22 protein-coding genes, 2 tRNA genes and 3 pseudogenes are annotated in these 25634 nt (G+C 68.9%); 12 read left to right on the top strand and 15 right to left on the bottom strand.

The window, feature by feature from the left end; all coding sequences use genetic code 11:
* Positions 1-112 precede the first annotated feature (112 nt).
* The 5 genes from ACUDAL_RS16915 to ACUDAL_RS16895 form a co-directional block, all read right to left on the bottom strand.
* A complete protein-coding gene (locus tag ACUDAL_RS16915) occupies positions 113-517 on the bottom strand; it encodes a ribonucleotide reductase subunit alpha (RefSeq protein ID WP_444678948.1) in 405 nt (134 codons plus the stop codon).
* A gap of 108 nt (positions 518-625) precedes the next feature.
* Entirely contained in the window at positions 626-2599 is a 1974-nt protein-coding gene (locus ACUDAL_RS16910; protein WP_444678947.1) for a M1 family metallopeptidase, read from the bottom strand.
* Position 2600: 1 nt separating this feature from the next.
* Positions 2601-2795, bottom strand: a complete 195-nt coding sequence (locus ACUDAL_RS16905) for a hypothetical protein (RefSeq protein ID WP_444678946.1) — start codon at positions 2793-2795, stop codon at positions 2601-2603.
* Positions 2774-3757, bottom strand: coding sequence for a ChaN family lipoprotein (locus ACUDAL_RS16900; protein ID WP_444678945.1), 984 nt, complete (start codon positions 3755-3757; stop codon positions 2774-2776). Before ACUDAL_RS16900 ends, ACUDAL_RS16905 begins: the two co-directional genes overlap by 22 nt.
* A 47-nt stretch (positions 3758-3804) precedes the next feature.
* On the bottom strand, positions 3805-5106 hold the full coding sequence (locus ACUDAL_RS16895) for an MFS transporter (protein ID WP_444678944.1): 1302 nt from the start codon (positions 5104-5106) through the stop codon (positions 3805-3807).
* Positions 5107-5297: 191 nt separating this feature from the next.
* Between ACUDAL_RS16895 and ACUDAL_RS16890 the strand changes: the two genes are divergently transcribed.
* The 10 genes and pseudogenes from ACUDAL_RS16890 to ACUDAL_RS16845 all read left to right on the top strand — a co-directional run bounded on the left by ACUDAL_RS16890 (position 5298) and on the right by ACUDAL_RS16845 (position 15265).
* Complete coding sequence (locus tag ACUDAL_RS16890; RefSeq protein ID WP_444678943.1) at positions 5298-5723, top strand: hypothetical protein; 426 nt, start codon at positions 5298-5300, stop codon at positions 5721-5723.
* Between the two features lie 176 nt (positions 5724-5899).
* A pseudogene (gene fdnG, locus ACUDAL_RS16885) lies at positions 5900-8915 on the top strand (formate dehydrogenase-N subunit alpha).
* Between the two features lie 70 nt (positions 8916-8985).
* Complete coding sequence (locus ACUDAL_RS16880; RefSeq protein ID WP_444679420.1) at positions 8986-9612, top strand: 4Fe-4S dicluster domain-containing protein; 627 nt, start codon at positions 8986-8988, stop codon at positions 9610-9612.
* Positions 9609-9896 (top strand): formate dehydrogenase N subunit beta transmembrane domain-containing protein, encoded by a 288-nt coding sequence (locus ACUDAL_RS16875; protein ID WP_444678942.1) that lies wholly within the window; start codon positions 9609-9611, stop codon positions 9894-9896. The genes ACUDAL_RS16880 and ACUDAL_RS16875 overlap by 4 nt, the downstream gene beginning before the upstream one ends.
* Positions 9893-10582 carry a formate dehydrogenase subunit gamma gene (locus tag ACUDAL_RS16870; protein WP_444678941.1) on the top strand — a complete coding sequence of 230 codons (690 nt, stop codon included), beginning with the start codon at positions 9893-9895 and terminating at the stop codon, positions 10580-10582. Before ACUDAL_RS16875 ends, ACUDAL_RS16870 begins: the two co-directional genes overlap by 4 nt.
* Positions 10579-11031: a formate dehydrogenase accessory protein FdhE domain-containing protein gene (fdhE, locus tag ACUDAL_RS16865; RefSeq protein WP_444678940.1), complete on the top strand. Its 453-nt coding sequence runs from the start codon at positions 10579-10581 to the stop codon at positions 11029-11031. The genes ACUDAL_RS16870 and fdhE overlap by 4 nt, the downstream gene beginning before the upstream one ends.
* Complete coding sequence (locus tag ACUDAL_RS16860) at positions 10992-11516, top strand: hypothetical protein (protein ID WP_444678939.1); 525 nt, start codon at positions 10992-10994, stop codon at positions 11514-11516. The genes fdhE and ACUDAL_RS16860 overlap by 40 nt, the downstream gene beginning before the upstream one ends.
* Positions 11517-11633: 117 nt before the next feature.
* Entirely contained in the window at positions 11634-13112 is a 1479-nt protein-coding gene (selA, locus tag ACUDAL_RS16855; protein ID WP_444678938.1) for an L-seryl-tRNA(Sec) selenium transferase, read from the top strand.
* Entirely contained in the window at positions 13109-15130 is a 2022-nt protein-coding gene (gene selB / locus ACUDAL_RS16850) for a selenocysteine-specific translation elongation factor (RefSeq protein ID WP_444678937.1), read from the top strand. Before selA ends, selB begins: the two co-directional genes overlap by 4 nt.
* A gap of 39 nt (positions 15131-15169) precedes the next feature.
* A tRNA-Sec gene (locus ACUDAL_RS16845) sits at positions 15170-15265 on the top strand.
* A 19-nt stretch (positions 15266-15284) separates the two neighbouring features.
* Here ACUDAL_RS16845 and ACUDAL_RS16840 read toward each other — a convergent pair.
* The 5 genes and pseudogenes from ACUDAL_RS16840 to lhgO all read right to left on the bottom strand — a co-directional run bounded on the left by ACUDAL_RS16840 (position 15285) and on the right by lhgO (position 18738).
* Positions 15285-15911, bottom strand: coding sequence for a L,D-transpeptidase family protein (locus ACUDAL_RS16840; protein ID WP_444678936.1), 627 nt, complete (start codon positions 15909-15911; stop codon positions 15285-15287).
* A gap of 267 nt (positions 15912-16178) precedes the next feature.
* Entirely contained in the window at positions 16179-17003 is an 825-nt protein-coding gene (fdhD, locus tag ACUDAL_RS16835) for a formate dehydrogenase accessory sulfurtransferase FdhD (RefSeq protein WP_444678935.1), read from the bottom strand.
* A pseudogene (locus ACUDAL_RS16830) lies at positions 16996-17265 on the bottom strand (molybdopterin dinucleotide binding domain-containing protein); the annotation flags it as partial. The gene fdhD and the pseudogene ACUDAL_RS16830, both read right to left, overlap by 8 nt.
* A 127-nt stretch (positions 17266-17392) precedes the next feature.
* Positions 17393-17469: transfer RNA gene (locus ACUDAL_RS16825), tRNA-Arg, on the bottom strand.
* Between the two features lie 70 nt (positions 17470-17539).
* Positions 17540-18738: pseudogene (lhgO, locus tag ACUDAL_RS16820) on the bottom strand (L-2-hydroxyglutarate oxidase).
* A 242-nt stretch (positions 18739-18980) separates the two neighbouring features.
* On the opposite strand from lhgO, the gene ACUDAL_RS16815 reads away from it, so the two are divergent.
* Complete coding sequence (locus ACUDAL_RS16815) at positions 18981-19889, top strand: c-type cytochrome (protein WP_444678934.1); 909 nt, start codon at positions 18981-18983, stop codon at positions 19887-19889.
* Positions 19890-19993: 104 nt separating this feature from the next.
* Here the strand turns inward: ACUDAL_RS16815 and rep are convergent, their stop codons facing one another.
* From rep to pyrE, 4 genes are read right to left on the bottom strand one after another with little or no spacing between them, the layout of a single operon-like run.
* The gene (gene rep / locus ACUDAL_RS16810) at positions 19994-22057 is read right to left on the bottom strand and encodes a DNA helicase Rep (RefSeq protein ID WP_444678933.1); all 2064 of its coding nucleotides are present in this window, start codon (positions 22055-22057) and stop codon (positions 19994-19996) included.
* Positions 22054-22548 carry a tRNA (uridine(34)/cytosine(34)/5-carboxymethylaminomethyluridine(34)-2'-O)-methyltransferase TrmL gene (gene trmL / locus ACUDAL_RS16805; RefSeq protein WP_444678932.1) on the bottom strand — a complete coding sequence of 165 codons (495 nt, stop codon included), beginning with the start codon at positions 22546-22548 and terminating at the stop codon, positions 22054-22056. The genes rep and trmL overlap by 4 nt, the downstream gene beginning before the upstream one ends.
* A gap of 60 nt (positions 22549-22608) precedes the next feature.
* The gene (locus ACUDAL_RS16800) at positions 22609-23175 is read right to left on the bottom strand and encodes a YfaZ family outer membrane protein (protein ID WP_444678931.1); all 567 of its coding nucleotides are present in this window, start codon (positions 23173-23175) and stop codon (positions 22609-22611) included.
* Positions 23176-23215: 40 nt separating this feature from the next.
* A complete protein-coding gene (gene pyrE, locus ACUDAL_RS16795) occupies positions 23216-23899 on the bottom strand; it encodes an orotate phosphoribosyltransferase (RefSeq protein WP_444678930.1) in 684 nt (227 codons plus the stop codon).
* A 135-nt stretch (positions 23900-24034) separates the two neighbouring features.
* On the opposite strand from pyrE, the gene ACUDAL_RS16790 reads away from it, so the two are divergent.
* Positions 24035-24802, top strand: coding sequence for an exodeoxyribonuclease III (locus ACUDAL_RS16790; RefSeq protein ID WP_444678929.1), 768 nt, complete (start codon positions 24035-24037; stop codon positions 24800-24802).
* A gap of 78 nt (positions 24803-24880) precedes the next feature.
* Here ACUDAL_RS16790 and rph read toward each other — a convergent pair whose 3' ends face one another.
* Positions 24881-25618: a ribonuclease PH gene (rph, locus tag ACUDAL_RS16785; protein ID WP_444678928.1), complete on the bottom strand. Its 738-nt coding sequence runs from the start codon at positions 25616-25618 to the stop codon at positions 24881-24883.
* Positions 25619-25634: the final 16 nt, after the last annotated feature.

The raw sequence follows: 25634 nt of genomic DNA, 5'->3' as shown, positions 1-25634 counted from the left end.
GTCGAATGAGTGTTGATCCAGATAACGACGCCTATCCTATCCACCTTCGTCGATAGGCGAAAATTGAAAGCAGCCATGGTTTTGATAACCCTTGCCTATGGCTGCCACCTTCTCATTGGAAGGACACCGCCTCGCCCTGGCGGTCCAACGCCAGGAAGTTGGTGATGTTGCCCATCTGCAGCGATTCGACCATGCGCTGCAGCTGACGCTCCGTCTCGTTCTCGTCGGGCGTCTGGCCGCCATGCCCCGAGAGAGCCGCCACGAAGACGATATCCCACTCGATGTCGGTGCGCCGCGACTCCTCCACCAGCGCCGCCATGTCGCTAAGCTCCTCGGGCACCTTGTCGACGCACAGCACCGGCGTCAGCACGCCGCCCTCGCCCTGCTCGAAACGCTGCCGCTGCGCCTCGGTGGGATTTTCCGGCAGCTCGGCGCGGGTGAAAACGAACAGCAGCCGCTGCGGCTCGGGCTGGCGCCGCGCCTCGTCAAGCAGATCGGCAAAACGGGAAATGGCCAAGACGTCCTCCAGAAATCGCTGCCCCTGCCTCGCAGGGCGAATGTTGCGCTGCCGGCCACGCCGGCGCTCCGGGTACGATAGCGCATCGCCGCCGCAGCGCCCACCCGCTCAGCGGGTGAAATCGACCCGCAGCGTCGGCTCCTCCGGCGGCCGGGTGCTGCTCTCCAGCCCCGCCTCGGCGGTCAGCACCACCTGGCTGGCGCCCAGGTGGTGACGCAGGCCGCCGGCCAGCTGCGCAAGGGCGTCATGCTCGTCACCGCTCAGCGCCACCAGCGTGCCATCGCGCAGGGCCAAGGCCCGCGCCCGACCCGCCGCTGCAAGCGCCTCGGCGGCATCGCCCAGCCCTTGCGCCGTGAGCCACTCGCCGACCGCGCGAGTCTCGCCGATCACCACCAACGGCGACGACGCTTCAACGTGGGCGTCGCCGTGGCTCGCCAGCGGGCGGGCGAAGGCCTGTTCGGCCAGCGGCGCCAGCGAGGGCTCCAGCGCCAGCAGACGGCTCGCAGGGTCGAGCGCTGCCCGGCGCAGGATGGCCGGCGCAGGCGACAGCGCGCGCAGCACATCGAAGTCGGGGTCCACGTCCAGTGCCAGGGGCTCATCGTCCAGCACCAGCTCGAAGGTGGCCGCCTCGCCCTCGAAGGCCAGCCTCTCGCGGTGCTCGCCGCCCGCGGTGGTGACCACCAGCGGCACCAGCAGCGGCCAGGGCGCCGCACCGCCGGACTGACGCAGCGTGCCGGACAGCCGCCAGCCAGCATCGGTTGCCCGCCGCTCAGCCTGGACGGCCAGTACCGGTCGCCCGGGGCGCTGGGTCCAGGCCGCGACGATCTCCTCGAGCGGCGTCTCGGCAGCCTCGCCGAGCGCCGCGGCAAGGTCCTCCCAGCCGGCCGGATGGTGCATGTAGGCCTCGGCGAAGCGGCGCAGCCCGGCATCGAAGGCGTCGTCGCCAATGCGCTGACGCAGCATGTGCAGCAGCATGGCACCGTGCTGGTAGCCGAGCAGCCGCAGCGCCGGGTCGCGCTGGGCGCGAAAGTCGATCGGACGCCGGTCGAAGCCGTCGGGCAGCGCGGCGAGGTCGTTCAGCCAGCGCTGTCGGGTGTCGCGCGCTTCGCCGCGGGCCTCGTCGAGGGCGTAGTCGGCCAGGTAGGTGGTCAGCGCCTCGGACCAGTTGCCGCCGGCCCCGCTCTGGCCAGCGTCACGCTGGCGACCCGAGTAGTCGACCAGCACCCCGGCGCCCCACCAGGCGTGCATCAGTTCGTGGGCCAGCGAGGTGCGCGGGATGAACGGCAGCGGTATGACCTGCTCGCCGAGCAGGGTGAAGCCGGGAAACGCCAGCCCCACCGGGGCCGGCGAGGCGGCGATGGTGAAGCTGTCGAAGGGATAGGGACCGACCCGCCGGGCGAAGCGCGGCAGGTAGTCGGCGGCGTGGTCGAGGTAGGTCTCGGCGTGGCGCTCATCGAGCGCGTCGGGAAACAGCGTGCGCAGCTGCACCCCGTCCACCTCACGCCGGCGCTCCTGCCAGGGTCCCGTCGCCACTTCGATCCATTCGGTGCGCGGATGCACGTGGCGCACCGTATAGCCTGTCGCTTCGGCCTGGGGCTCGCCGACCAGCGAGCCGGTTCCCACCGCCCGCTGACCCGGCGGAACCAGGATCTGCAGTCCCAGCGAGAAGGGGCCCAGCTCGTCGAAGCGCGGATACCAGCCGCCGTGGGCCGGCAGCAAGCTACCCTGCGGGGAGACCATGCCGCTCTCCCGGTCAAGGCGCCCCTGCCAGTGCAGGGTCAGCGACTCACCCGCGGCCGCCCGGATCAGGCGATGGCGCCCATCGCCGGCGGCGCGCACCGGCAGCGCCTGGTTCCCGGAGCGCGCGCCCAGCAGCTCGAGGCCGGGCAGCAGCGAGAAGTGGCGCGAGCTCGGCGGTGGGGTAATGGTCATGCGACCTTCGAGCCGACCTTTGGCGGGGTCGAGGTAGAGCGCCAGCTCGACCTTGGGCAGCGATGGATCGGCCTGCGCCGCCAGCCCCGGCAGCGCCAGCAGGACGAGCAGCCCGGCCAGGCGGAGGCAGCGCCACGCGCGCCCGGCCATCTCAAGGGCTCTCGCTGCGTGCCGGGAAGCGCGCGAGGATTTCCCGCTCGCCGCCGTCACGCCTGACCAGCAGCGGCAGCAGGGTGCCGGCCGGCTGGCGCCGCACCAGGGCGGTGAGGTCGGCGGGTCTGGCCAGCGCCTCGCCGGCCGCCAGCAGGACCACGTCGCCCGCCATCAGGCCAGCGCGCTCGGCCACCGAGCCCGCCAGTACGCCGTGGATCTCGACCCCTGGTCGTGAGGGATGACATACACCCCCAGCTGCATCGGCGGCAGCGCCTGGTCCGGGCTCTCTTCGACCAGGGCGAACACGGCCCGCGCCAGGCCCGCCGGAGGCGGCGCGCAGCCCTCGCCGTTCACCGTCCAGGGCAGCAGGGTAGCGGACTCGCTCACGCCCAGGTCCGCCAGCTGGTGCGGCACACCATGCTCGAACTGCAGATGGCCCTGCCCGATCAGCCCCACCACCAGCCCGGCCTCGCCCAACGCCTCGGCCAGCCCGGCGGCCATGGCACGGTCCCACACCAGCTGGGCAGCGACGAAGCGCTCGAGGCTCTCCTCCTCGTCCCCGCGCGAGGGGTGCTGGGCGTGCACCACGGCCAGGCGCTCGCGGTAGGCGGGCAGCGCCTCCGCCGGTGCAGTGATGCCGAAGCGCTCGCCTTCCGGTACGCCCTCCCAACCCTCGACGGCCAGCCGGCCGCGCAGCTCGGGGGTGACATTGATGGCCTTAAGCGGCACCCGGTGCAGACGCGCGAAGTGCAGGATCGGCAGGTAGAGCTGCGGGTCGAAGCCCCAGGCGGTGGCCCACTGACTGGCCTGGAGGAAGGCCGCTTCATCGAGCTCACCGGCCACCCAGGCATCCAGCGCCGGCTGCGCCTCACAGGGCAGCATCTCCAGGCCAATCGCCATGTCCGGGTTGCGCGCATGCAGCCCGGCCAGCACGTGGAGCTGCCAGCGGTGGTGATCCATGCGGTCGTGCTGCTCGCCGAGCAGCACCACGTCGCGCCGGGCCAGCTCGGTGAACAGCGCCGCCGAGTCGAGGCGCTCGCCGCCGGGCTGGTACCACTGGCCGGGTGCCGGGCACGTATCGGCCGCTGCCGGCAGGGCCGCGGCAAGGCTGGCCAGTAGCAGCAGCGTGCGGGGCAAGGTGGGCAGGTATCGCATCGGCGTCTCCCTATCAGGCTTGCCTCATCATGGCCCATTCACCGTCCTCAGGCAGCCCCCGGCTGTGCCGACGACGGCGCTTCGTCGAAATGAAACTCCAGCTGGGTCGGCTCCAGGCGCGGGTCGAGCTCGGTAAAGTGCGGCGTTTCAAGCGTAGGCACCGCCACGAAGGGCTCCTGCTCGACCGCCTCGATCGGCTCGCCGGCACGTCGACGCAGGCGCAGCGCCACGAACAGCGCCAGCGCCAGCGAGGCCGCGCCGAGGAACAGCCACAGCCCATCGGGGCCGATCGCCTGCATCACCAGCGACGCCGAGAACGGCCCGATGATCGAGCCGATGCCGTACCAGATCATCAGCTTGGCGTTGGCCGCAACGATCTCGCCCGGCGCCAGCCAGTCGTTGGTATGCGCCAGGCTCAAGGCGTAGAGGGTGTGCAGCATGGCGGTATGGAAACAGGCCACCACCACCAGCAGCCAGAAATCGATGTGCACCAGCATCGACACCAGGGCGCCTGAAATGGTCATCACCACGGCCATGCCGAGGATCACCTTGCGCCGGTCGATATAGTCGGAGAGCCGCCCCAGCCCCCACTGGGCGAACAGCGCCACCATGGTGGTGATGGCCATGAAGCGCGCCGTCTCACCGGTGGTCAGTCCGATCTCCTGGCCATAGAAAGGCGTCATGGCGAAGAAGGACTGCACCATCAGGCCGGCGGTAAAAGCCCCCACCAGCCCTACCGGGGCGCGCTCGAACAGGGTCTTCAGACGGATCTTCTGCGGCTGGATGTCGTGGGTCTGGCGCGGGCCGTGGATGCGCACGATCGACAGCGGCACCAGCGCCAGGGCAAACAGCATGCCAACGATGGAGAACAGCGCCGGGCCGGCCGGATCGGCCAGGTTGAGCATCCACTGCCCGCCGGCCAGCGACAGGGTCGAGATGATCATGTAGATCGCCAGCACCCGGCCGCGATTCTCGTTGGTCGACTCGCCCGAGACCCACGACTCCATCACCATCAGCATACCCGCCGTGGCCACCCCGCCGAGCAGGCGCCAGGCCAGCCAGGCCCAGGGGTTGACCCACAGGCCGTGGAGCATGGCGGTGACGGCAAGGATCCCGGCGCAGGCGGCGAATACGCGGATATGCCCCACGCCGCGAATGCGTTTCTCCAGCAGGTAGCTGCCCAGCACGAAGCCGAGCGAGAAGCTTGACATCAGCAGGCCCGCCATATGCGAGGGGAAGCCCTCGATCGACATGCGCACGCCGAGCAGGGTCATGATCAGGCCGTGGCCGAGCAGGAAGCTGATTTCACAGACGAAAAGGATGGGAAGGGTTGCCGGTAGACTGCGCAAAAAGTCACTCCCTTGACGTGGCCGAACGCAAACGGGCGCAGCACCTCGCCTCTCGAGGCGCCTGGGGCAAGTGTAGAAAGGCCGCCGGGCTCCCTGCCAGTCGACCGGCAAGCCGTGGCGCCTCGCTGTCGGCTTCGCTCGCCAGGGGCTAGCCTGTAGAGACACCCGACACCGCATGCAAGGAGGCCGCCATGGCAGGCAGATTCCCCCGCGTTCTGATCGCCCTTTCGCTGAGCCTGGCCTGGGCGGCCCAGGCCCAAGACCAGGGCCCGAGCGCCACCCCCGCCGTTCCCGACGAGAGCGCTGCCGGCATGGACCCGGCGGAGATCACCGAGGCGCCGGATGTCACCACCGGCCGGGCCGGCACCACCAGCGGCATCACCGGCGCCGACATGGACGAGCAGGACCAGGGCAGCGGCAGCGGCCAGACTCAGGCCGACGAACTGTTCCAGACCCCGGCGGCAGGCGCCCACGCCGGGCCCGCCTACGAGGTCGAAACTCCCGAGCGCGCCGACGAAGGCGACCCCGAGACCCTCCCCGATGCGCCGATCGGCGCCGACGACAGCGGACGGCGCGAGGATGGCGAGCCGCAGGCCAGCACCGACCAGTCGCCCTGAGCAGCCACCGTCCTGCTGCGTTACCGATGGAAACAAAGCGGCGGCAGGCAGGCGGGCAGAAGTCGCTACGCTTAAAGGCAGACCATGACAACACCAATGGGTACCGGAACCTGGCAGGAGGCCTCGCGACCCTCAGGGTGACACGCAGACAATTCTTCAAGCTCGGGGCGGCGGGGATGGCCACATCCAGCCTGGCCATGATGGGCTTCGCCCCGGAGCCCGCCGTTGCCTCGATCCGCCACTTCAAGCTCACCGGCGCCAAGATCACCCGCAGCAACTGCACCTACTGCTCGGTGGGCTGCGGGGTGCTGATCTACAGCCGGGGCGACCAGGCGATCAACAACATCGACGACGTCTATCACGTCGAGGGCGACCCGGACCATCCGGTGAGCCGCGGCTCGCTGTGCCCCAAGGGCGCCGGGCTGCTCGACTACATCCGCAGCGACTCCCGGCTGCGCTACCCGCAGGTGCGCGAGGCCGGCGCCAGCGAGTGGAAGCGGATCAGCTGGGACGAGGCCTTCACCCGCATCGCCCGGCACATGAAGGACGACCGCGACGCCAACTTCGTCACCCAGGACGCCGAGGGCAACACCGTCAACCACTGGACGACGACCGGCATGCTGGCGGCTTCGGCCTCGACCAACGAAACGGCCTACTGCACCCACAAGATCGCCCGCAGCCTCGGCATGGTGGCGTTCGACAACCAGGCGCGCGTCTGACACGGACCGACGGTGGCAGGTCTTGCCCCAACATTCGGTCGCGGTGCCATGACCAACCACTGGGTCGACATTCGCAATGCCGACCTGATCATCGGTATGGGCGGCAACCCCGCCGAGGCGCATCCCGTGGGCTTCCGCTGGGTGATGGAGGCACGCGAGCACAACGACGCCCGGCTGGTGGTGGTCGACCCGCGCTTCACCCGCACGGCGGCGGTGGCAGACTACTTCGCCGAGATCCGCACGGGCACCGATATCGCCTTTCTCGGCGGGCTGATCCACTACCTGATCGAGAGCGGTCGCTTCCAGCGTGACTACGTGCTCGCCTACACCGATGCCAGCCTGATCGTGCGCGAGGAGTTTGGCTTCGAGGACGGCCTGTTCACCGGCTACGACGCCGACAACGGCGAGTACGAGACGGAGACCTGGCAGTACGAATACGACGACGAGGGCACGCGCTGCGTGACGAGACGCTGATGCACCCGCGCTGCGTGTTCCAGCTGATGCGCCAGCACTACAGCCGCTACACCCTCGACGTGGTCTCGTCGGTGTGCGGCACGCCGCGCGAGAAGATCCAGCACGTCTGGAACATGGCCGCCGAGACGGCCGCCCCCGACAAGACCATGACCTTCCTCTACGCGCTGGGCTGGACCCAGCACTCGATCGGCGCGCAGATCATCCGCACCGCGGCCATCGTCCAGCTGCTGCTGGGCAACATGGGCATGCGCGGCGGCGGCGTCAACGCCCTGCGCGGGCACTCCAACATCCAGGGGCTGACCGACCTGGGACTACTCTCCGACCAGCTGCCGGGCTACCTGACCCTGCCCGACGACGACGAGCAGGACTACGAGGCGTACATCCGCGACCGCGCCCGCCCGCCGCTGGTGCCCGGAGAGGTCTCCTACTGGCGTCACTACGAGCGCTTCCACGTCAGCCTGATGAAGGCGTGGTACGGCGACGCCGCCACCGAAGCCAATAACTGGTGCTACGACTGGCTGCCGAAGATGGGCGAGGACCTCTACGACATCCTGCACACCTTCGAGCGCATGCATCACGGCGAAATGACCGGCTACCTGTGCCAGGGCTTCAACCCGCTGGCGGCCTTCCCGCACAAGGCCAAGGTCACCGAGGCATTGTCACGGCTCAGGTACCTGGTGGTGATCGACCCGCTGCGCACCGAGACGGCGGAGTTCTGGATGAACCACGGCGAATACCACGACGTCGATACCGCCGCCATCGACACCGAGGTGTTCCGCCTGCCCACCACCAGCTTCGCCGAGGAGGACGGCACCATCGTCAACAGCTCGCGCTGGCTGCAGTGGTTCTGGCAGGCCGCTCCGCCGCCGGGCGAGGCCAAGCCCGACACGGCGATCCTGGCCGGCATCTTCCTGCGCCTGCAGCGGCTCTACCAGGAGGAGGGCGGCGCCTTCCCCGATCCCATCCTCAACCTGCACTGGCCCTACCGGCGGCCCGAGGAGCCGAGCCCCGCGGAGCTGGCCCGCGAGTACAACGGCTGGGCGCTGGAGGACGTCGTCGACGAAGAGCGCAACCTGGTGATCCGCGCCGGCCAGCAGCTCGAGGACTTCGGCATGCTGCGCGCCGACGGCTCCACCGCCTGCGGCTGCTGGATCTTCGCCGGCTGCTGGACCGAGGCCGGCAACCAGATGGTGCGACGCGACAACTCCGACCCCTACGGCACCGGCCAGACGCTGGGCTGGGCCTGGTCGTGGCCAGCCAACCGCCGCATCCTCTACAACCGCGCCAGCGCGCGGCCCGACGGCACCCCTGGGCGGCCAACAAGGCCGTGGTGTGGTGGGACGGCCAGCGCTGGGTCGGCAACGACGTGCCCGACTTCCCCGAGGAGTCGGCCCCCGGCATGACCCAGGGCCCGTTCATCATGAACCAGACCGGCCGCGGCCAGCTGTTCGCCCGCGACCGCATGAAGGAAGGCCCCTTCCCCGAGCACTACGAGCCGTTCGAGACGCCGATCGCCAGCAACCCGCTGCACCCGGACAGCCCGCTGGCCAAGCACAACCCGGCCGCGCGGATCTTTGCCCAGGACCGCGCCAACCTAGGCACCTTCGAGGAGTTTCCGCATGCCGCCACCAGCTACCGACTGACCGAGCACTTCCACTACTGGACGATGCACAACCGTCTGAATGCCATCGCCCAGCCGGAGAAGTTCGTCGAGATCGGCGAGGCGCTGGCCGAGGAACTCGGCATTGCCAAGGGCGACCGCGTGCGGGTCAGCTCCAAGCGCGGCCACATCGACGCCGTGGCGGTGGTGACCAAACGCATCCGCCCGCTGCAGGTGGCCGGCAAGACCGTGCACCAGGTAGGCATCCCGCTGCACTGGGGCTTTCTCGGCGAGACGCGCAAGGCCCACCTGACCAATACCCTGACGCCGTCGGTCGGCGACGCCAACACCCAGACGCCGGAGTACAAGTCGTTCCTGGTGCGCGTCGACAAGCTGTAGGGAAAGGAGGCCAGACATGAGAGGCGAACAGATCAACCTGCAGAACATCATCGCCCGCTCGGCGACCCCGGTGCCCTCGCCCCAGGAGCGCACCGGTGGGGTCGACCGGGTGACCAAGCTGATCGACGTGTCGCGCTGCATCGGCTGCAAGGCATGCCAGGTCGCCTGCGCCGAGTGGAACGACCTGCGCGACGAGGTGGGCGAGAACGTGGGGATCTACGACAACCCGCTCGACCTCACCCCCAACACCTGGCAGGTGATGCGCTTCAACGAGTACGAGAACGAGCAGGGCAACCTGGAGTGGCTGATCCGCAAGGACAACTGCATGCACTGCGCCGAACCCGGCTGCCTCGAGGCGTGCCCGGCGCCGGGCGCCATCGTGCAGTACGCCAACGGCATCGTCGACTTCAACTCCGAGCACTGTATCGGCTGCGGCTACTGCGTCACCGGCTGCCCGTTCGACGTGCCGCGCATCTCCGAGGTGGACGGCAAGTCCTACAAGTGCACGCTGTGCTCCGATCGGGTGTTCCACGGCCTGGAGCCGGCCTGCGTCAAGTCGTGCCCCACCGGCTCGATCATGTTCGGCACCCGCGACGACATGCTCGACCTGGCCGAGACCCGCACCGACTTCCTCCGCAGCCGCGGCTACGACAATGCCGGGGTCTACAACCCCGAGGGGTCGACGGCACCCACGTGATCTACGTGCTGCAGCACGCCGACAAGCCGCAGATCTACAACGACCTGCCCGAGGACCCGCGCATCAGCCCGATGGTGGACGCCTGGAAGGGGCTGGGCAAGCCGCTGGCCTCGGCGGCGATCGGCCTTGCCGCGCTGACCGGCTTCTTCCACTACGTTACCGCCGGGCCCAAGGAGCACGGCGAGGAGGACGAGCAGGCAGTGCGCGACGACGAGGCCCGCGACAGGGAGCGCGAGGAGCGCGAGGAGCGCGAGGAGCGCGAGGAACAGGAGAAGCGCCCATGAGCCTGGCCAAGTCCGACCCCCACCTGCGCCGCTACAGCCTGGGCGAACGGCTCAACCACTGGCTGGTGGCCATCAGCTTCGTGCTGCTGGTGCTCAGCGGGCTGCCGTTCTTCCACCCCTTCTTCTGGTCGCTGACCGGGCTGTTCGGCGGGCCGACCATGACCCGCATCCTGCACCCCTGGATCGGCCTATTCATGGCGCTGATGTTCGTGATGATGGCCGTGCGCTTCTTCAAGGAGAGCCTGATCCGCCGCCACGACATCCAGTGGCTCAAGCAGATCAACGACGTGCTGGCCAACCGCGACGAGAAGCTGCCGCCGGTGGGCAAGAACAACGCCGGCCAGAAGCTGGTGTACTGGCTGATGCTGGGCTGCATCACCCTGCTGCTGATCACCGGGCTGATGATCTGGCAGCCGCTGGTCGGCGAGGCGATGCCGATCACGCTGCGCCGGCTGGCCTCGCTGGCGCATGCCTACCTCGCCTTTCTTGCCATCCTCACGCTGATCATCCACATCTACTCGGGCATCTGGGTCAAGGGTTCGTTCCAGGCCATGGTACGCGGCCGGGTGAGCAAGGCCTGGGCCCGCCACCACCACAAGCTGTGGTACGAGCACGAGATGGAGAAGGAGCGCAAGCATCGCGCGATCAGTCGGCGCCACGACAGCAGCGGACAGGAGACGCCGTGAACCACGCTTACGGTAACGCCCCCACCGGGATCATGAACCCGGCAGAAGTGCGGCTGCCCACCGGCGACCACTTCGCCCGCCGCGCCCGGCGCCTGGAAACGCTGGCCGAGCGTTATCCGCCGCTGGGCGAGTTCCTTGCCTTCATGGCCCGGCTGTCCGCTGCCCAGCAGGTGGCGCTGGAACGCGGGATGCCGAGCTGGCAGCCCGCCCCGGGCGCCTTCGACCTGGCGCTTGCCCATGGCATGCCGCCGCTCAACGCCCAGGCCCTGCTGGACGACATCGACCTGCCCGGCGAGCTCGAGGCCCTGCTTGCGGCGCTTGAGCTGCATGTCGGCGAGGCCCAGCGCCCGCTGATTGCCGCCCTGCACCGGCTCCGCCGCAGGCGCTGCGCCGGCTGGCCGGCCAGGTCGTGGCCGGCGAGGCCGGCGAGCCCGACATGCGCGGCCTGATGCCGCTGGTCGCCGCCGCCCTGCAGGTGGCCTGGCTGCGCCTGGTGCCCACGCTGCCCCACGCGCCCAAGCGCCCTCAAGGCGAGCTGCGCGCACTGTGCCCCTGCTGCGGTTCGCCGCCGGTGGCCAGCCTGGTCGAGAGCGACCCCCAGAGCAGCGGGGTACGCTATCTGCAGTGCGGCCTGTGCGCGACCCAGTGGTACTTCGAGCGCTCGCTGTGCACCCTGTGCGAACAGAGCGGCAAGCTCGACTACCTGAGCCTGGCGCCGGAAGCCGACGCCGCCGCGGTCGGCGACCCCGGCGTAGCCCAGGCCGAAGCCTGCGGCGACTGCGGCGGCTACCTCAAGCTCTTTTCCCGTGCGCTGGATGCCGACGCCGAGCCGCTGGCCGACGACCTGGCCAGCCTGGCGCTGGACCTGCTGCTCGGCGAGGAAGAGCGCTACCGGCGCAGCGGCTACAATCCGCTGCTGATCGTCGAGGGCTGAGCCGGCGGTTGGACGCTGACCGCCCCGACGTGCTATGCCATAGGGAGCCCAACCACGAGAGAGCGCGGGAAGCAGCGACGCCTCCCCGCAAGTAGAGTGGCTGACCCCGACATGGACATGAGCACGACAATGGACGTTCGACGCCAACTGCCCGCGGTGGATGCCTTGCTGGCGCATCCCGCCGTGGACGCGGCCCGCCTGCACCACGGCCACCGCCTGACCCGGCGCGCCGTGCGCCAGGTACTCGACGAAGCCCGCCGGCGGCTTTCCGCCGGGCTGGCCTCGGAGCTCGCCTCCCAACCCAGCGAACCCTCCGCCAACCCGCACGACACCCTGGCCGCTGCCGCCGTCGAGCGGCTCGCCGAGCTGGCCCGCCCGGCCTGCCGCGCGGTGTTCAACCTCAGCGGCACCGTGATCCACACCAACCTGGGGCGCTCGCCGCTGGCCGAGGCCGCCATCGCCGCCATGGCCGAGGCGGCCCGCCACCCCATGGCGCTGGAGTACGACCTGGAGGATGGCGGGCGCGGCGACCGCGACCGCCTGGTCGAAGGGCTGCTGTGCGAGCTGACCGGCGCCGAGGCCGCCACGGTGGTCAACAATAACGCTGGCGCCGTGCTGCTGGCGCTGGGTGCGCTGGGTGCCGGCCGCGAGGCGCTAATCTCGCGCGGCGAGCTGATCGAGATCGGCGGCGCCTTCCGCATGCCCGACATCATGCAGGCCGCGGGCTGCCACCTGCGCGAAGTGGGCGCCACCAACCGCACCCATGCGCACGACTTCGAGTCCGCCATCGGCGAGCACACCGGGCTGATCGTCAAGGCGCACACCTCCAACTACGCCATCACCGGCTTCACGCAAAGCGTGCCGGAAGCCACGCTGGCCGAGATCGCCCACGCCCACGGCCTGCCCTTCCTGGTCGACCTGGGCAGCGGCGCGCTGGCCGACTTCAGCGCCCTGGGCCTGCCCTACGAGGCGCAGCCGGGTGACGCCATCGCCGCCGGGGCCGACGTGGTCACCTTCAGCGGCGACAAGCTGCTCGGTGGCCCCCAGGCGGGCATCATCGTCGGGCGCCGCACGGCCATCGCCACCATCAAGCGCCATCCGCTCAAGCGCGCGCTGCGCCTGGACAAGCTCACCCTGGCGGCGCTGGAGGCCACCCTGCGGCTCTACCGCGACAGCGACGCCCCCGAGCGCGACATTCCCACCCTGGCGCTGCTGACTCGCGGCGAGGCGGAGATCGCCGCCCTGGGCGAGCGCCTGCTGCCACGCGTACGTGAGCTGCTGGCCGACTTCGACGTCACGCTCGCCCCCTGCGCCAGCCAGCTGGGCAGCGGCTCGCTGCCGGTGGACCGACTGCCCAGCCGGGCCCTGACATGGCGCCCCCGCGCCGACCAGCGACGCCAGCGCGAGCGGCAGCTGCAGCGCCTGGAAGCCGCCCTGCGCCGGCTGCCGCGCCCGGTCATCGGGCGCCTCAACGACGGCACCCTGCTACTCGACCTGCGCTGCCTGGCCGGCGAGGCGGAAATCGCCGCCTTCCTCGGTCAGTTGGAGCAGCTGCCCCGCCTCTATGGCGCGGCCCCGCCGGGAGGCCAAGCGTGATCGTCGGCACCGCCGGCCACGTCGACCACGGCAAGACCGCCCTGATCCGGCAGCTCACCGGTATCGATACCGACCGGCTGAAGGAAGAGAAGGCCCGCGGCCTGACCATCGAGCCCGGCTTCGCCTATCCCGAGGTGGCCGAGGGCGTCGAGCTCGGCTTCGTCGACGTGCCCGGTCACGTGCGCTTCCTGCATCACATGGTGGCAGGCAGCGCCGGGGTCGATACGGTGCTGCTGGTGGTGGCTGCCGACGACGGCGTGATGCCGCAGACCGTCGAACACCTGCAGATCCTCTCGCTGCTGGGACTCGACCGCGGCCTGGTGGCACTGACCAAGGTCGACCGGGTCGACGCCGCGCGCCGCCGCCAGGTACGCGAGGAGATCGCCGCCCTGCTGGCCGACACGCCGCTGGCCGAGGCATCGCTCCACGAGGTGTCGAGCACAAGCGGCGAAGGGGTGGATGCCCTGCGCGAACGGCTATGGGCGATGGCCGCGATGCAACGCGATACCGCCGTGCGCGGCCATTTCCGCTTCGTCGCCGACCGGGTCTTCACCAAGCGCGGCGCCGGCGTGGTGGTGACCGGTACCGCGCTGGCCGGCCGTGTAGGCGTGGGCGACACGCTACGCCTGGCCCTCGGCGGCCATAAGGCCAGGGTGCGCGGCCTGCGCCGCCAGCACCGCGAGAGCGACCGGGCGCACCAGGGCGACCGCGTGGCGCTCAACCTGACCGGCGCCGACATCGACCGCGATCTCATTCGACGCGGCGACTGGCTGGTTGCCGAGGCGCTCGACGCACCGCCACTGCGACGCCTGGACGTGGCGCTACGACTGCTCGACTCGGCCCCCGGCGTGAAGCACTGGACGCCGGTGCAGGTGCACCTGGGCGTGGGCCGCTATAGCGGACGCCTCTCGTTGCTGGAAGGCCAGCACCTCGCCCCCGGCGAGAGCATGCTGGGCCAACTGGTGCTGGAAGAACCGGTACACGCCTGCCTGGGCGACCGCTGCGTGATTCGCGATCCTGCCGCAGGCATCACCCTGGGCGGAGCCATGGTGCTGGAGGGCGACCCGCCGCGCCGCGGCCAGCGCCGTCCCGAACGGCTGGCCTGGCTCGCCGCCCTGGCCCGCTGCGCCGACAGCACGCCGCTCGACCTGGCACCGGCGCTGCGCGAAGGGCTGGGGCTTGGGAAAACGCGTGGGCAAGACGCCGAACCGTACGCGGGCGAGGGAGCGCAAGACGGATCAGGCAAGGCACAGGAGCCGGCGCCGAGCCAGGCCCAGCCGCCTGCCGGCGTCGACCTGCATGCCCTGGCGCACAACGCCAACGTCGCGCTGTCGGGGCTGGTCGACGCCGTGGCCGCGCTGGGCGGCGAAACTCTGACGGCACAGGAGCATGCCCGCGCCTTCTCGGCCGAGGCCATCGCGACGCTCGAGGCCCGGCTGCTCGACGCCGTAGCCACCAACCACGTGCGCGACCCTTCGCTGCTCGGCACCGAACGTGGCCGGCTGACGCGCCAGGCCGTCCCCTGGCTGCCCGAGGCAACGGGCCGGCAGCTGATCGAACGGCTGGTAGCCTGCGGCAAGCTTGAGCCCCAGGGCCCCTTCGTCGCCCGCCCCGGCCACCGCGCCGTGCTCGGTGAGGACGACGAGACGCTGTGGCAGCGACTCGCGCCGCGCATCGCCGCCGCGCCCTTCCAGCCGCCGCGGGTGCGCGACCTGGCGGCGAGCGAAAGCCTCGACGAAGGCCGCATCCGCGAGGCGCTCAACGCCTGCGCCCGCCTCGGCCGGCTCTACCAGGTACGCCGCGACCACTTCTATCTCGCGGCGACGGTCGCCGAGATGGCCGCCATCGTGCAGGCGCTGGAGCGCGAGCATGGCCGCATTCGCGCGGCCGACTTCCGCGACCGCATCGGCACCGGCCGCAAGCTGGCCATACACCTGCTCGAATTCTTTGATAAGGTAGGCTTCACGCGCCGCATCGGCGACGAGCGCGTGGTACGCAATGCCGAGATGTGGCAGTAGGGCAACGGCCCACGGAGGCTGTCACACGACACCGCTCAAGGAAGAGGATCGACCCCCGGTGGGGCGGCCAGACTTCAAATCTGGCAGGGGCTGCCAGCGGTCCCTGGTGGGTTCGACTCCCACGCTCTTCCGCCAGCGCCCCCGCCCGTGTTCGTCAGCCCTTGATCACCACCCGCGTGCCGATGCGCAGCCAGGGGTCCAGCGCGCGAATCTGCTCGTTGTTTACCGCCACGCAGCCTTCGGTCCAGTCGAACAGCTCATGCACCTCCGGGTCGCCCCGGCCCAGGCCATGGATACCGATCAGCCCGCCCAGCGCCGTGGTGTGCGGCGCCCGGCCATGGCGTCGCCGGTACTCCTCGATGTACCAGTACTCCTGCAGGGTGATCTTGCCGCTGCGCAGCGCCTCCTCGGCGACCTGGGCATTGGGATAGTCGAAGCCGAAGAACAGCGCAAAGCGCGAGGACCGGTTGATGCGATCGACGCGAAACTCGCCGATCGGCGTCATCGAGCTGCCCTTGGCGCGCAGCGGCGCCGCCCCGCCGGCACCGTAGGCCAGGTGATCGATACGCTTAATGACATGCTCGCCGCGGAACACCCGCACCAGGCGATTGCGCAGGTCGATGCTGAGCCAGACCTCGTCTGGCGTCAGCCCTTCGGGCATGGCGATGGCGTCCAGCGCCTGCCACAGGGTCGGGGTGTCGCCCAGCATGCCCTCGAGGTGGTGCGAGGAATAAGGAATGTTGGCCTGTACCGTCGGCCCGAAGGTAAAGAGGCCCGCCATCAGGACGGCGGCCCGGAAGAGTGCCCTGTTCATTCAGCCCTGCCCGCGCGTTTGTCGTGTCGACCTGACCAGGTCGATCATTGTTTGCCTGCCTGGCGGGCGTCCGAGTGGCCCGCACTCCCGCCAAGGCTGAGCGAATATAGCATAGGGAAGCGAGGCCGAAAGAGAGGCCGGCGCATCTTGCGCCAAGGAAACGCCGGCCTGTATTCCGCCGACGTCTAGGCCGGCAGCGCACGGGGCAGGAGCTGGCTGCGGCTCATGCTGACATCAAACTCCGCTGGCTTGGACGACCGGGGCGATCTCGGCGACCGGCTGATGATAGATGACGTGGCGCCCCGAACGGGCGAAACCGACCAGCAGCAGGCCGGCCTGACGCGCCTGGTCGATGGCCAGCGAGGTGGGGGCTGAAACCGCCACCAGGCCGCCGATGCCCGCATTAGCGCATTTCTGCACCATTTCGTAGCTGGCCCGGCTGGAAACCAGGGCGAAACCGCTCTCGGCATCCAGGCGCCGTTTCTGCATGGCACCGATCAGCTTGTCCAGAGCGTTGTGGCGGCCTACGTCCTCGCGCGCCAGCTGCACCTGGCCGGTCAGATTGCACCAGGCGGCCCCATGGGTGGCGCCGGTTTCGCGCTGCAAAGGCTGATGCCAGCGCAAGGCCTCCAGGGCGTACTGGATGGCGGCATCGGAGACCAGCGGCGCTGACACCGGTGCGATGGGCCGGATCGCCTGCTCCAGCGACTCAGTGCCGCACAGCCCGCAGCCGGTGCGCCCGGCCAGGCTGCGACGACGCTGCTTGAGCGCCATGAAGCGCTGGGTGGCGATCTCCAGATGAACGGCAATGCCGCAATCCTCCTGGCGCACCTCGATGCCGTAGAGTTCATCTGGGGTGTGCAGGATCTGTTCGGTGAGGCTGAAGCCGAGCGCGAAGTCGTCGAGGTCGGCCGGGGAGGCCATCATCACGGCGTGGGAGATGCCGTTGTAGACCAGCGCCACCGGCGTCTCCACGGCGATGCTGTCTTCCAGTCGCTCGGCGCTGCCGCCCCGGCATACCTCCACGGGGGCTCGGCAGCGGCTGTGGTCGTCACTCATTGGCACGCTCCGCTGTGGGCGGCTTGGCCGCATCGTCCTTGTTCCCACCGCGCAGCAGCTCGAGCTGAAGCCGATCGAAGGTCTGGAACTGGCGCTGCCAGGCAGACGGCTGGCTGACCTTCTCGACCTGCACGGCGGGCACCTTGTATTCCGGGCAGTTGGTCGCCCAGTCGGAGCTAGCGGTGGTGATCACGTTGGCCCCGCTGCCCGGGTGATGGAAGGTAGTGTAGACCACCCCCGGCGGCATACGGTCGCTGATCCGTGTTGGCGTACCGGCACTGCAGGCGGCGAGCTGCCGACGCAGGCTGCCAGTGGCGAGCCTGGCGTTGAGCACAACGCAAAACGGCCACCGCGATGATTCGCTAAGTGACCGTTTTTACTATGGATTCTGGCGCGCCCGGCAGGATTTGAACCTGCGACCCCTGCCTTCGGAGGGCAGTACTCTATCCAGCTGAGCTACGGGCGCGTTGCGTGCTGCGAAGCGGCGGACATCGTAACCGCCAGCGCCGAAACTGTCCAGCCCGGCCGGCGGGGCCTCAGCTCGCCTGTACCATCTCGCCGACCTTCTCGAGGATATGCCGGCCGATGGGTAGCGCCGAGGTGGCGGCGGGCGACGGGGCGTTGCAGACGTTGACGGTGCGCCGGGTATTGACGAACAGGAAGTCGTCGATCAGCCGGCCGTCGCGGGAGACCGCCTGGGCGCGCACGCCGGCGGGCCAGGGCTCGAGATCGTCCAGCGTCACGCTGGGGCAGTACTTGCGTACCTCTTCCAGGTAGCCGCGCCGCCACAGCGAGTTCTTCATTTCATGCAGCCCGGGCCTGAGATTGCGCCCCAGCACCTTGAGGATGCCGGGGTCGCGCAGCATGCGCGCCATGTCGGCCAGCGAGACGTCGCCCTTGCGATAGCCCTCGCGCTTGAAGGCCAGCACCGCGTTGGGCCCCACGGTGACCGAGCCGTCGATCATGCGGGTCAGGTGTACGCCGAGAAACGGCATGCTGGGGTCGGGAATGGGATAGATCAGATGCTTGACGATATCGCTGTGACGGTCGGGCAGGCGGTAGTACTCGCCGCGGAACGGGCAGATGGAGAACCCGGGGTCGCGGCCCAGCAGGCGCACCACGCGGTCGGCCATCAGGCCGGAGCAGGTCACCAGATAGCGGCTGTTGAACTCGCCCTGGGAGGTGCCGACGATCACCTCACCGGTGCGCTCGGCGAGGCCGGTGACAGGGTGGTCGTAACGGATCTGCCCCCGTGCCGCTGGAACTCGTCGGCCATGGCCTCGGCCACCCGGGCATAGCTGACGATGCCGCTCGACGGCACGAAGATGGCACCCTGGCCGGTGATGTGCGGTTCGCGCTCCTTCAGTTCACCGGCGGAGAGCCACTCGCGCTCCAGCCCGTTGGCGGCGGTGCGCTCCCACAGCGCCTGCATGCGCTGCATTTCCTGGGCATTGGTGGCCACCAGCAGCTTGCCGCAAACGTCGTAGGGGATGGCGTGGCGATCGCAGAACGCCTTGGTGGCACGGTTGCCTTCCAGACAGAAGCGCGCCTTGAGGCTGCCCGGCGCATAGTAGACCCCGGCATGGATCACGCCGCTGTTGTGGCCGGTCTGGTGCCGAGCCGGGCCGCTCTCCTTTTCCAGCAGCAGCATTTTCTTGTCGGGATAGCGTTCGATGAGCTGCATGGCGGTGGACAGGCCGAGGATGCCGCCACCCAAGATGATGAAGTCGTACACGCGGGCCTCGCGTAGCCAGGGAAAGGGCGAACAAACGCTTCACGATACCCGCCGGTTGCCGTGCTGGCCAGCCGTCTCGCCGCGCCTCCCCGCCTCATGCGAAAGGCGTGGGCAACGGCGTTTTCCAGCGGTTTGCTATCTCGGTATACTATCGCCCATTGTGCGTACCATGGTGCCGGGGTGGCATGGGCCGACGTCGCCACGGACAGATTACGATTACAGACCGTCGAGAGGTGGTGAGAGTGAAATCCAACAAGCTGATCATGGGGTGTCTGGCTACCCTGGGCCTGACCGCAGGTGCCGCGTACGTTCACGCCGAGGTGGATCGCGATGCCATGGCCGAACGTCTGAAGCCCGTGGGGCAGCTCTGCCTGGAAGGGCAGGAGTGCGGCACCGCCGCCGCTGCGGCCAATGGCGCCAGCGCAGAGCCCGCTTCCGCCGGCATCGACGGCGGCGCCATCTATCAGCGCGTGTGCATGGCCTGCCATGAAACCGGCGCCGCCGGCGCACCGCGGCGTGGCAACGAAGGCGAGTGGGCCGACCGTATCGACCAGGGGTGGGATACGCTGCTGGATCACTCCATCAACGGCTTCAACGCCATGCCGGCCCGCGGCGGCAACCCGAGCCTCTCCGACGAGGAAGTCGCCGCTTCCACCGCCTACCTGCTCGAACCGGTGATGGACGTTCCCGACATCGGCGGCGAAGCCGCTGCTGACGAGGCGCCTGCAGAAGATGCCGCCGCCGAAGAAACCGCGACTGAAGAAGAAGCCGTGACCGAGGCCGGTCCGGTAGAGGAAGAAGCCGAAGCCGCGGCCGTGGCCACCGAGGAAGGCCCGGCGGAAGACGAAGCCGTCGAGGAAGCCGCCGCCGATGACGCGGCCGCCAGCGATGACGAGCCGGCATGGGCCGGTATCGACGGCGAAGCCATCTACAACCAGGCGTGCATGGCGTGCCACATGACCGGTGCCGCCGGTGCACCGATTCGCGGCAATGCCGATCATTGGGCCGAGCGCATGGGCCAGGGCATGGACACCCTCTATGACCACGCCATCAACGGCATCGGCGCCATGCCGCCCAAGGGTGGCAACATGAGTCTTTCCGACGACGACGTGCGCGCCGCCACCGACTTCCTGGTCGAACCGGTGCGCTGATCCAGCCGAGAGCGGTAACGCAAGCCGGGCGCCAGTGGCGCCCCGTTTGCATTGGTGGCAGGAGCCTTCAGCTTGTGAAGAGCCTTCAGCTCAGTGGAGGGCCTTCAGCCCAATAACGAACGCAGCCCGGCAATGGCGTCCTGGCCCCGCGCCTGCTTCCTCTCCGGGTCTTCCCTGTCGGCCCGCCCGATCCACTCCAGGTCATCCGCCGGCAGCTCGTCGAGGAAGCGGCTGGGCGCGCAGTCCATCAGCTCGCCGAAGGCCTTGCGCTGGCGCGCCAGGGTCAGGGTCAGGGTCTGGCGCGCCCGGGTGATGCCCACGTAGGCCAGGCGGCGCTCCTCCTCCACCGTGCCGGCCTCGATGGCGTTGCGGTGGGGCAATAGCTCCTCCTCCAGGCCCATCAGGTAGACATGGGGAAACTCGAGCCCCTTGGAAGCGTGCATGGTCAGCAGTTGCACCCGGTCGGTGTCGTCCTCCTCGGCCTGCTGCTCGAGGATATCGCGCAGCACCAGCCGCGAGATGGCCGCTTCCACATCGTCGGTCTCGGCGCTCTCCTCTGCCTCGATCTGCTCTCCACTCTCTTCAGGGTCGCGCTTCATCGACTTCTCGAGCTGGTCGATAAGAATCCAGACGTTGGCCATGCGCCGCTCGGCGATGGTCGGCGCGCTGGCGTTCTGGTAGAGCCACGCCTCGTAGTCCATCTCGTGCAGCATCCCGCGAATGGCGGCTATCGCATCCCCGCCGTCCATGCGCCGGCGCACGCCGTCGATGAAGTGGGTGAAGCGGCCAAGGCGCTCCACCGCCCGCGCCGGCAGCTGCTGCTCCAGGCCCAGCTCGTGGCAGGCGTCGAACAGCGAGACGCCGCGCTCGGTGGCGTAGTTGGCCAGCTTCTCCAGGGTGCCGGGGCCGATCTCGCGGCGCGGCACGTTGACGATGCGCAGGAAGGCGTTGTCGTCGGCCGGGTTGATCAGCAGGCGCAGGTAGGCCATGGCGTCCTTGATCTCGTTGCGCGAGAAGAACGAGGTGCCGCCGGAGAGCTTGTAGGGAATCTGGTAGTGCTGGAGCTTCAGCTCCAGCAGGCGGGCCTGGAAGTTGCCGCGGTAGAGCACGGCGAAGTCGCGCCACTCGGCGCGCTCCTTGATGCGTCGGGTGAGGATCTCGCTGGCCACCCGCTCGGCCTCGGCCTCCTCGTGGCGGTTGACCACCACGCGGATCGGCGCGCCCTGGCCCATCTCCGACCACAGGGTCTTCTCGTAGACGTGGGGATTGTTGGCGATCAGCGTGTTGGCGGCGCGCAGGATGGTGCCGGTGGAGCGGTAGTTCTGCTCCAGCTTGATCACGTTGAGCCGCGGGAAGTCCTCGCCCAGGGTCACCAGGTTCTCGGGCCGCGCGCCGCGCCAGGCGTAGATCGACTGGTCGTCGTCGCCCACCACGGTGAAGGTCTTGCGCTCCTCCATCAGCAGCTTGACCAGCAGGTACTGCGAGACGTTGGTGTCCTGGTACTCGTCCACCAGCATGTAGTGGATCTTGCGCCGCCAGCGCGCCAGCACCTCGGGGTTGTCCTTGAGCAGCACGACCGGCAGCAGGATCAGGTCGTCGAAGTCCACCGCGTTGTAGGCCTTGAGGTGGCGCACGTAGGCCTCGTAGACCCGTGCGGCGTAGTGCTCGTCGTCGCTGGCGGCATGGGACAGCGCCTGGCCCGGCAGCACCAGGTCGTTCTTCCACGCCGAGATCTGGTGCTGCACGGCGTTGATCTGCTCAGCGTCGACCTGGGCGTCCTTGTTCATCAGGTCGCGCAGCAGCGCCTTGGCGTCTTCGGGGTCGAACAGCGAGAAGCCCGGCTTGTAGCCCAGCGCCTTGAGCTCGCCGCGGATGATGTTGAGGCCCAGGGTGTGGAAGGTCGACACGGTCAGCCCGTGGCCCTCCTTGCCCTTGAGCATCTGCCCCACCCGCTCCTTCATCTCGCGGGCCGCCTTGTTGGTAAAGGTCACCGCGGCGATACGCCGGGCGCTCATGCCGCACTCCTGCACCAGATAGGCGATCTTGGTGGTGATCACGCTGGTCTTGCCCGAACCGGCGCCGGCCAGCACCAGGCAGGGGCCGTCGATGTAGCGCACCGCTTCCTGCTGGCGCGGGTTGAGCTTGGCCAGGCGCTGCCGAATGCTCATGGGCGTGCCTCGGTTGGCCTGTCGCACTCCGCCGCCCCGGCGAAACCCAGCTGACGCCAGGCCTCGAACACCAGGATGGCGCAGGCGTTTGAAAGGTTGAGGCTGCGGCTGTCGGGCAGCATGGGAATGCGCAGGCGCTGCTCCGGCGGCAGGGCGTCGAGCATGGCCTGGGGCAGGCCGCGGGTCTCGGGGCCGAACAGCAGCACGTCGCCGGAGCGGTAGCGCGGCTCGTGGTAGCCGGTGCGGCCGCGGGTCGAGACGGCAAACACGCGCTCGGGCCTCACCGCTTCGACGAAATCCGGCCAGTTGCGGTGCACGCGCACGGCAGCCCACTCATGGTAGTCGAGCCCGGCGCGGCGCAGCCGCTTGTCGTCGAGCACGAAGCCCAGCGGCTCGATCAGATGCAGGCGAAAGCCGCTGTTTGCACACAGCCGGATCAGATTGCCGGTGTTGGGCGGGATCTCGGGTTCGAAAAGCACGACGTCTAGCATGGCAGGCCTGCCGGAACGCGCGCGGGCCCCGCAGGGCCCGCTGGCTCGATGAAGAAGCAATCAGAAGCTCAGGCGAACGCCGACCTGGGCGCCACGGTCCAGGGTGCGGTTGCCGTGGCGATTGTCGAAATCGGCCGCCGCCTGGCGCAGGCCGACGTAGCCGTCGACGTTGGGCGTGAAGGCGTAGCGCGCACGCACGCCCACCTCGTAGCCGTCGTCCAGATCGCCGCTGGTCACCACGCTGGGAGTATAGAAGCCGTAGCCGCCCAGCGAGACGGCCGGCGCCTGGGGCAGGTAGACGTAGCCATAGCCGCCCAGGCCGAGACCGCCACCGTTCCCGTAGTCGGTGTCGAACTGGGTCCAGCGGGCACCGATGCCGACGTCGCGCTGCAGGTTGCGCTGCACGCCCAGCAGCTGGGCATGATAGAGGGTGGCATCCTCACGGTAGTCGCTGTGCAGGATACCGCCGCCCAGCGCCACGCCGTGGGTGATGGTGCCGGCGGCTTCGAACTGCACCGCGTCCGGCCCCAGGTTGAGGTCCAGGCTGCCGGCCTGGGCGCTGGCTGCCGCCAGCACGGCGGTACCCAGCAGCGTGGCCTTGGCAAAGTGGCTGATGAGGGTGTTCATCGACTCGCTCCTTCTGCATGCGCAATCGCGCGTCCAAGTCTCAATCGGGGCGCACGCCATAGCGTTCCCGGTAGGCGCGTATGGCGTCGGCGTGCCGGGCGAAGGCGTCGCCGTCCTGCGCTTCGAGATACGCGAGCACCATGTCCAGCGTGACGATGCTGACCACCGGGATACCGTAGCGCGTCTGCACTTCCTGAATGGCGCTGTGGCGCTTCGTTTCTCCATCGGCCTGGCCGCACTCCTGGCGGTCCAGCGCGATCACCACCCCGGCCGCCTCGGCGCCGGCGGCCTCGATCAGCGTCATCACCTCACGGATGGCGGTGCCCGCGGTGATCACGTCATCGATGATCAGGATGCGTCCGGCCAGCTCGGCGCCAACGATGTTGCCGCCTTCGCCGTGCGCCTTCGCCTCCTTGCGGTTGAAGGCGAAGGGCAGGTCGCGGCCGTGGTGGTCGGCCATTGCCACCGCGGTGGTGGCGGCCAGCGGGATACCCTTGTAGGCGGGGCCGAACAGCACGTCGAAGGTCAGACCGCTGGCTTCGATGGCGTTGGCATAGAAGCGGCCCAGCTGCGCCAGGGCGCTGCCGGTACGAAACAGGCCGGCATTGAAGAAATAGGGGCTGACGCGGCCGGACTTGAGGGTAAACTCGCCGAACTTCAGCACGCCCTGCTCGATGGCGAACGCGATGAAGTCTCGCTGGTAGGCTTGCATCTTGGCCGACATGGCGCCTCTCTCATTTCTCACGGACCCGCCACGGACCCGCTATCGGCGTGTCCTATCATGGTTATCCATGCGGGCCATTTACCCAAACGTCGAAACGTCGGGTATCATACACGCGCGACGACAAAGGGACCATGTATGAAAATTGCCACCATCAACGTCAACGGTATTCGCGAAGCCGTCGGCCGAGGCTTTCTCGACTGGCTGGCCGAGCAGGATGCCGACGTCATCTGCGTTCAGAACCTCAAGGCCAAGAGCTTCGAACTCGATGACAGCATTCTCTACCCGGAAGGCTACGAAGGCTACTTTCTGGATGCCGAGGAAGACGGCTTCTCCGGCGTGGGGCTCTACTGCCGCAAGATCCCCAAGGCGATCATGTACGGTCTCGGCTTCCCCCAGTGCGACAACGAGGCGCGCTTCCTGCAGGCCGACTACGATCGCTTCAGCATCGCCAGCTTCCTGATGCCCGACGGCAGCGACTACGCCGCCAAGCAGGCCTTCATGGCCCAGTATCAGGAATACCTGAGCAAGATGGCACGCAAGCGCCGCGAGTACATCATCTGCGGCACCTGGCACATCGCCCACAAGACCCTCGACCTGGCCAACTGGGCGGACAACCAGGCCACCCCGGGCTTCAAGCCCGAGGAGCGCGCCTGGATGGACCAGGTGTTCGGCCCCACCGGCTTCATCGACACCTTCCGCGAGATCAATCGCGACGCCGGTGAATATACCTGGTGGCCCAAGCTCGACCAGGACGAACCGCGTTCGCGCCAGGAGGGCTGGCGCATCGACTACCAGATCGTCGGCCCCAACCTGCGCCGCCACGTGACCGATGCCTGGATCGACCGCGAGGCCACCTTCAGCGAATTCGCCCCGCTGTTCGTCGAGTACGACCTGACGCTCTGAGCGTGTTCCTTTCGTCGCGGCCGGCGCGTCCGGACCGCATCGCGCCGGCCCAGGGCCGGCGCGATGCGTTTGGGCGAATCAGCCGGGAATGCCGAGCGCCTCACGCTGATGGGCGAACAGCCCGGCGCCGGCCTGCTCGGCCAGGTCGACCATGGCATTGAGCTGCTCACGCGAGAACACGCCCGCCTCGGCGGTGCCCTGCACCTCGATCAGCCCGCCCGACTCGGCCATGACCACGTTCATGTCGGTCTCCGCACCGCTGTCCTCGGGATAGTCGAGGTCGACCACCGCCACGCCCTTGTACATCCCCACCGACACCGAGCTGACCAGCTGCAGGAAAGGGTCACCCTTGATCAGCTTCTTGCGCTGCAGGTGGCGAATGGCGTCCACCAGCGCCACACAGCCGCCGGTGATCGAAGCGGTACGGGTGCCGCCGTCGGCCTGGATCACGTCGCAGTCCACGGTGATGGTGAATTCGCCCAGCTTCTTGAGGTCAACCGAGGCGCGCAGCGAGCGGCCGATCAGGCGCTGGATCTCCAGCGTGCGACCGCCCTGCTTGCCCCGGGCCGCCTCACGCCCGCCGCGGGTGTGGGTGGCGCGCGGCAGCATGCCGTACTCCGCCGTCACCCAGCCCTGGCCCTTGCCACGCAGCCAGCGCGGCACGCCGGCCTCGACGCTGGCGTTGCACAGTACCTTGGTGTCGCCGAACTCCACTAGCACCGAACCTTCGGCATGGCGGGTAAACTCGCGGGTCAGCCGGATCTCGCGGGGCTGGTCGGGGCGCCGCCCGCTGGGTCGTACGGAGGGGAAGGTCATAGCACCTCTCAGGACA

Source organism: Halomonas sp. E19 (assembly GCF_052439355.1).
Lineage (GTDB): Bacteria > Pseudomonadota > Gammaproteobacteria > Pseudomonadales > Halomonadaceae > Halomonas.
The sequence above is the reverse complement of the archived record's forward strand: the minus strand, read 5'-3'. Positions and strand labels throughout refer to the sequence as shown.

Excerpts from the sequence above, each read along its gene's own strand:
- trmL (WP_444678932.1), bottom strand. The coding sequence starts at position 22,548 with ATGCTAGACGTCGTGCTTTTCGAACCCGAGATCCCGCCCAACACCGGC.
- ACUDAL_RS16870 (WP_444678941.1), top strand. The coding sequence starts at position 9,893 with ATGAGCCTGGCCAAGTCCGACCCCCACCTGCGCCGCTACAGCCTGGGC.
- ACUDAL_RS16800 (WP_444678931.1), bottom strand. The coding sequence starts at position 23,175 with ATGAACACCCTCATCAGCCACTTTGCCAAGGCCACGCTGCTGGGTACC.
- rph (WP_444678928.1), bottom strand. The coding sequence starts at position 25,618 with ATGACCTTCCCCTCCGTACGACCCAGCGGGCGGCGCCCCGACCAGCCC.
- rep (WP_444678933.1), bottom strand. The coding sequence starts at position 22,057 with ATGAGCATTCGGCAGCGCCTGGCCAAGCTCAACCCGCGCCAGCAGGAA.
- ACUDAL_RS16890 (WP_444678943.1), top strand. The coding sequence starts at position 5,298 with ATGGCAGGCAGATTCCCCCGCGTTCTGATCGCCCTTTCGCTGAGCCTG.
- selA (WP_444678938.1), top strand. The coding sequence starts at position 11,634 with ATGAGCACGACAATGGACGTTCGACGCCAACTGCCCGCGGTGGATGCC.
- ACUDAL_RS16900 (WP_444678945.1), bottom strand. The coding sequence starts at position 3,757 with ATGCGATACCTGCCCACCTTGCCCCGCACGCTGCTGCTACTGGCCAGC.
- pyrE (WP_444678930.1), bottom strand. The coding sequence starts at position 23,899 with ATGTCGGCCAAGATGCAAGCCTACCAGCGAGACTTCATCGCGTTCGCC.
- fdhD (WP_444678935.1), bottom strand. The coding sequence starts at position 17,003 with ATGAGTGACGACCACAGCCGCTGCCGAGCCCCCGTGGAGGTATGCCGG.
- ACUDAL_RS16840 (WP_444678936.1), bottom strand. The coding sequence starts at position 15,911 with ATGGCGGGCCTCTTTACCTTCGGGCCGACGGTACAGGCCAACATTCCT.
- ACUDAL_RS16790 (WP_444678929.1), top strand. The coding sequence starts at position 24,035 with ATGAAAATTGCCACCATCAACGTCAACGGTATTCGCGAAGCCGTCGGC.
- ACUDAL_RS16910 (WP_444678947.1), bottom strand. The coding sequence starts at position 2,599 with ATGGCCGGGCGCGCGTGGCGCTGCCTCCGCCTGGCCGGGCTGCTCGTC.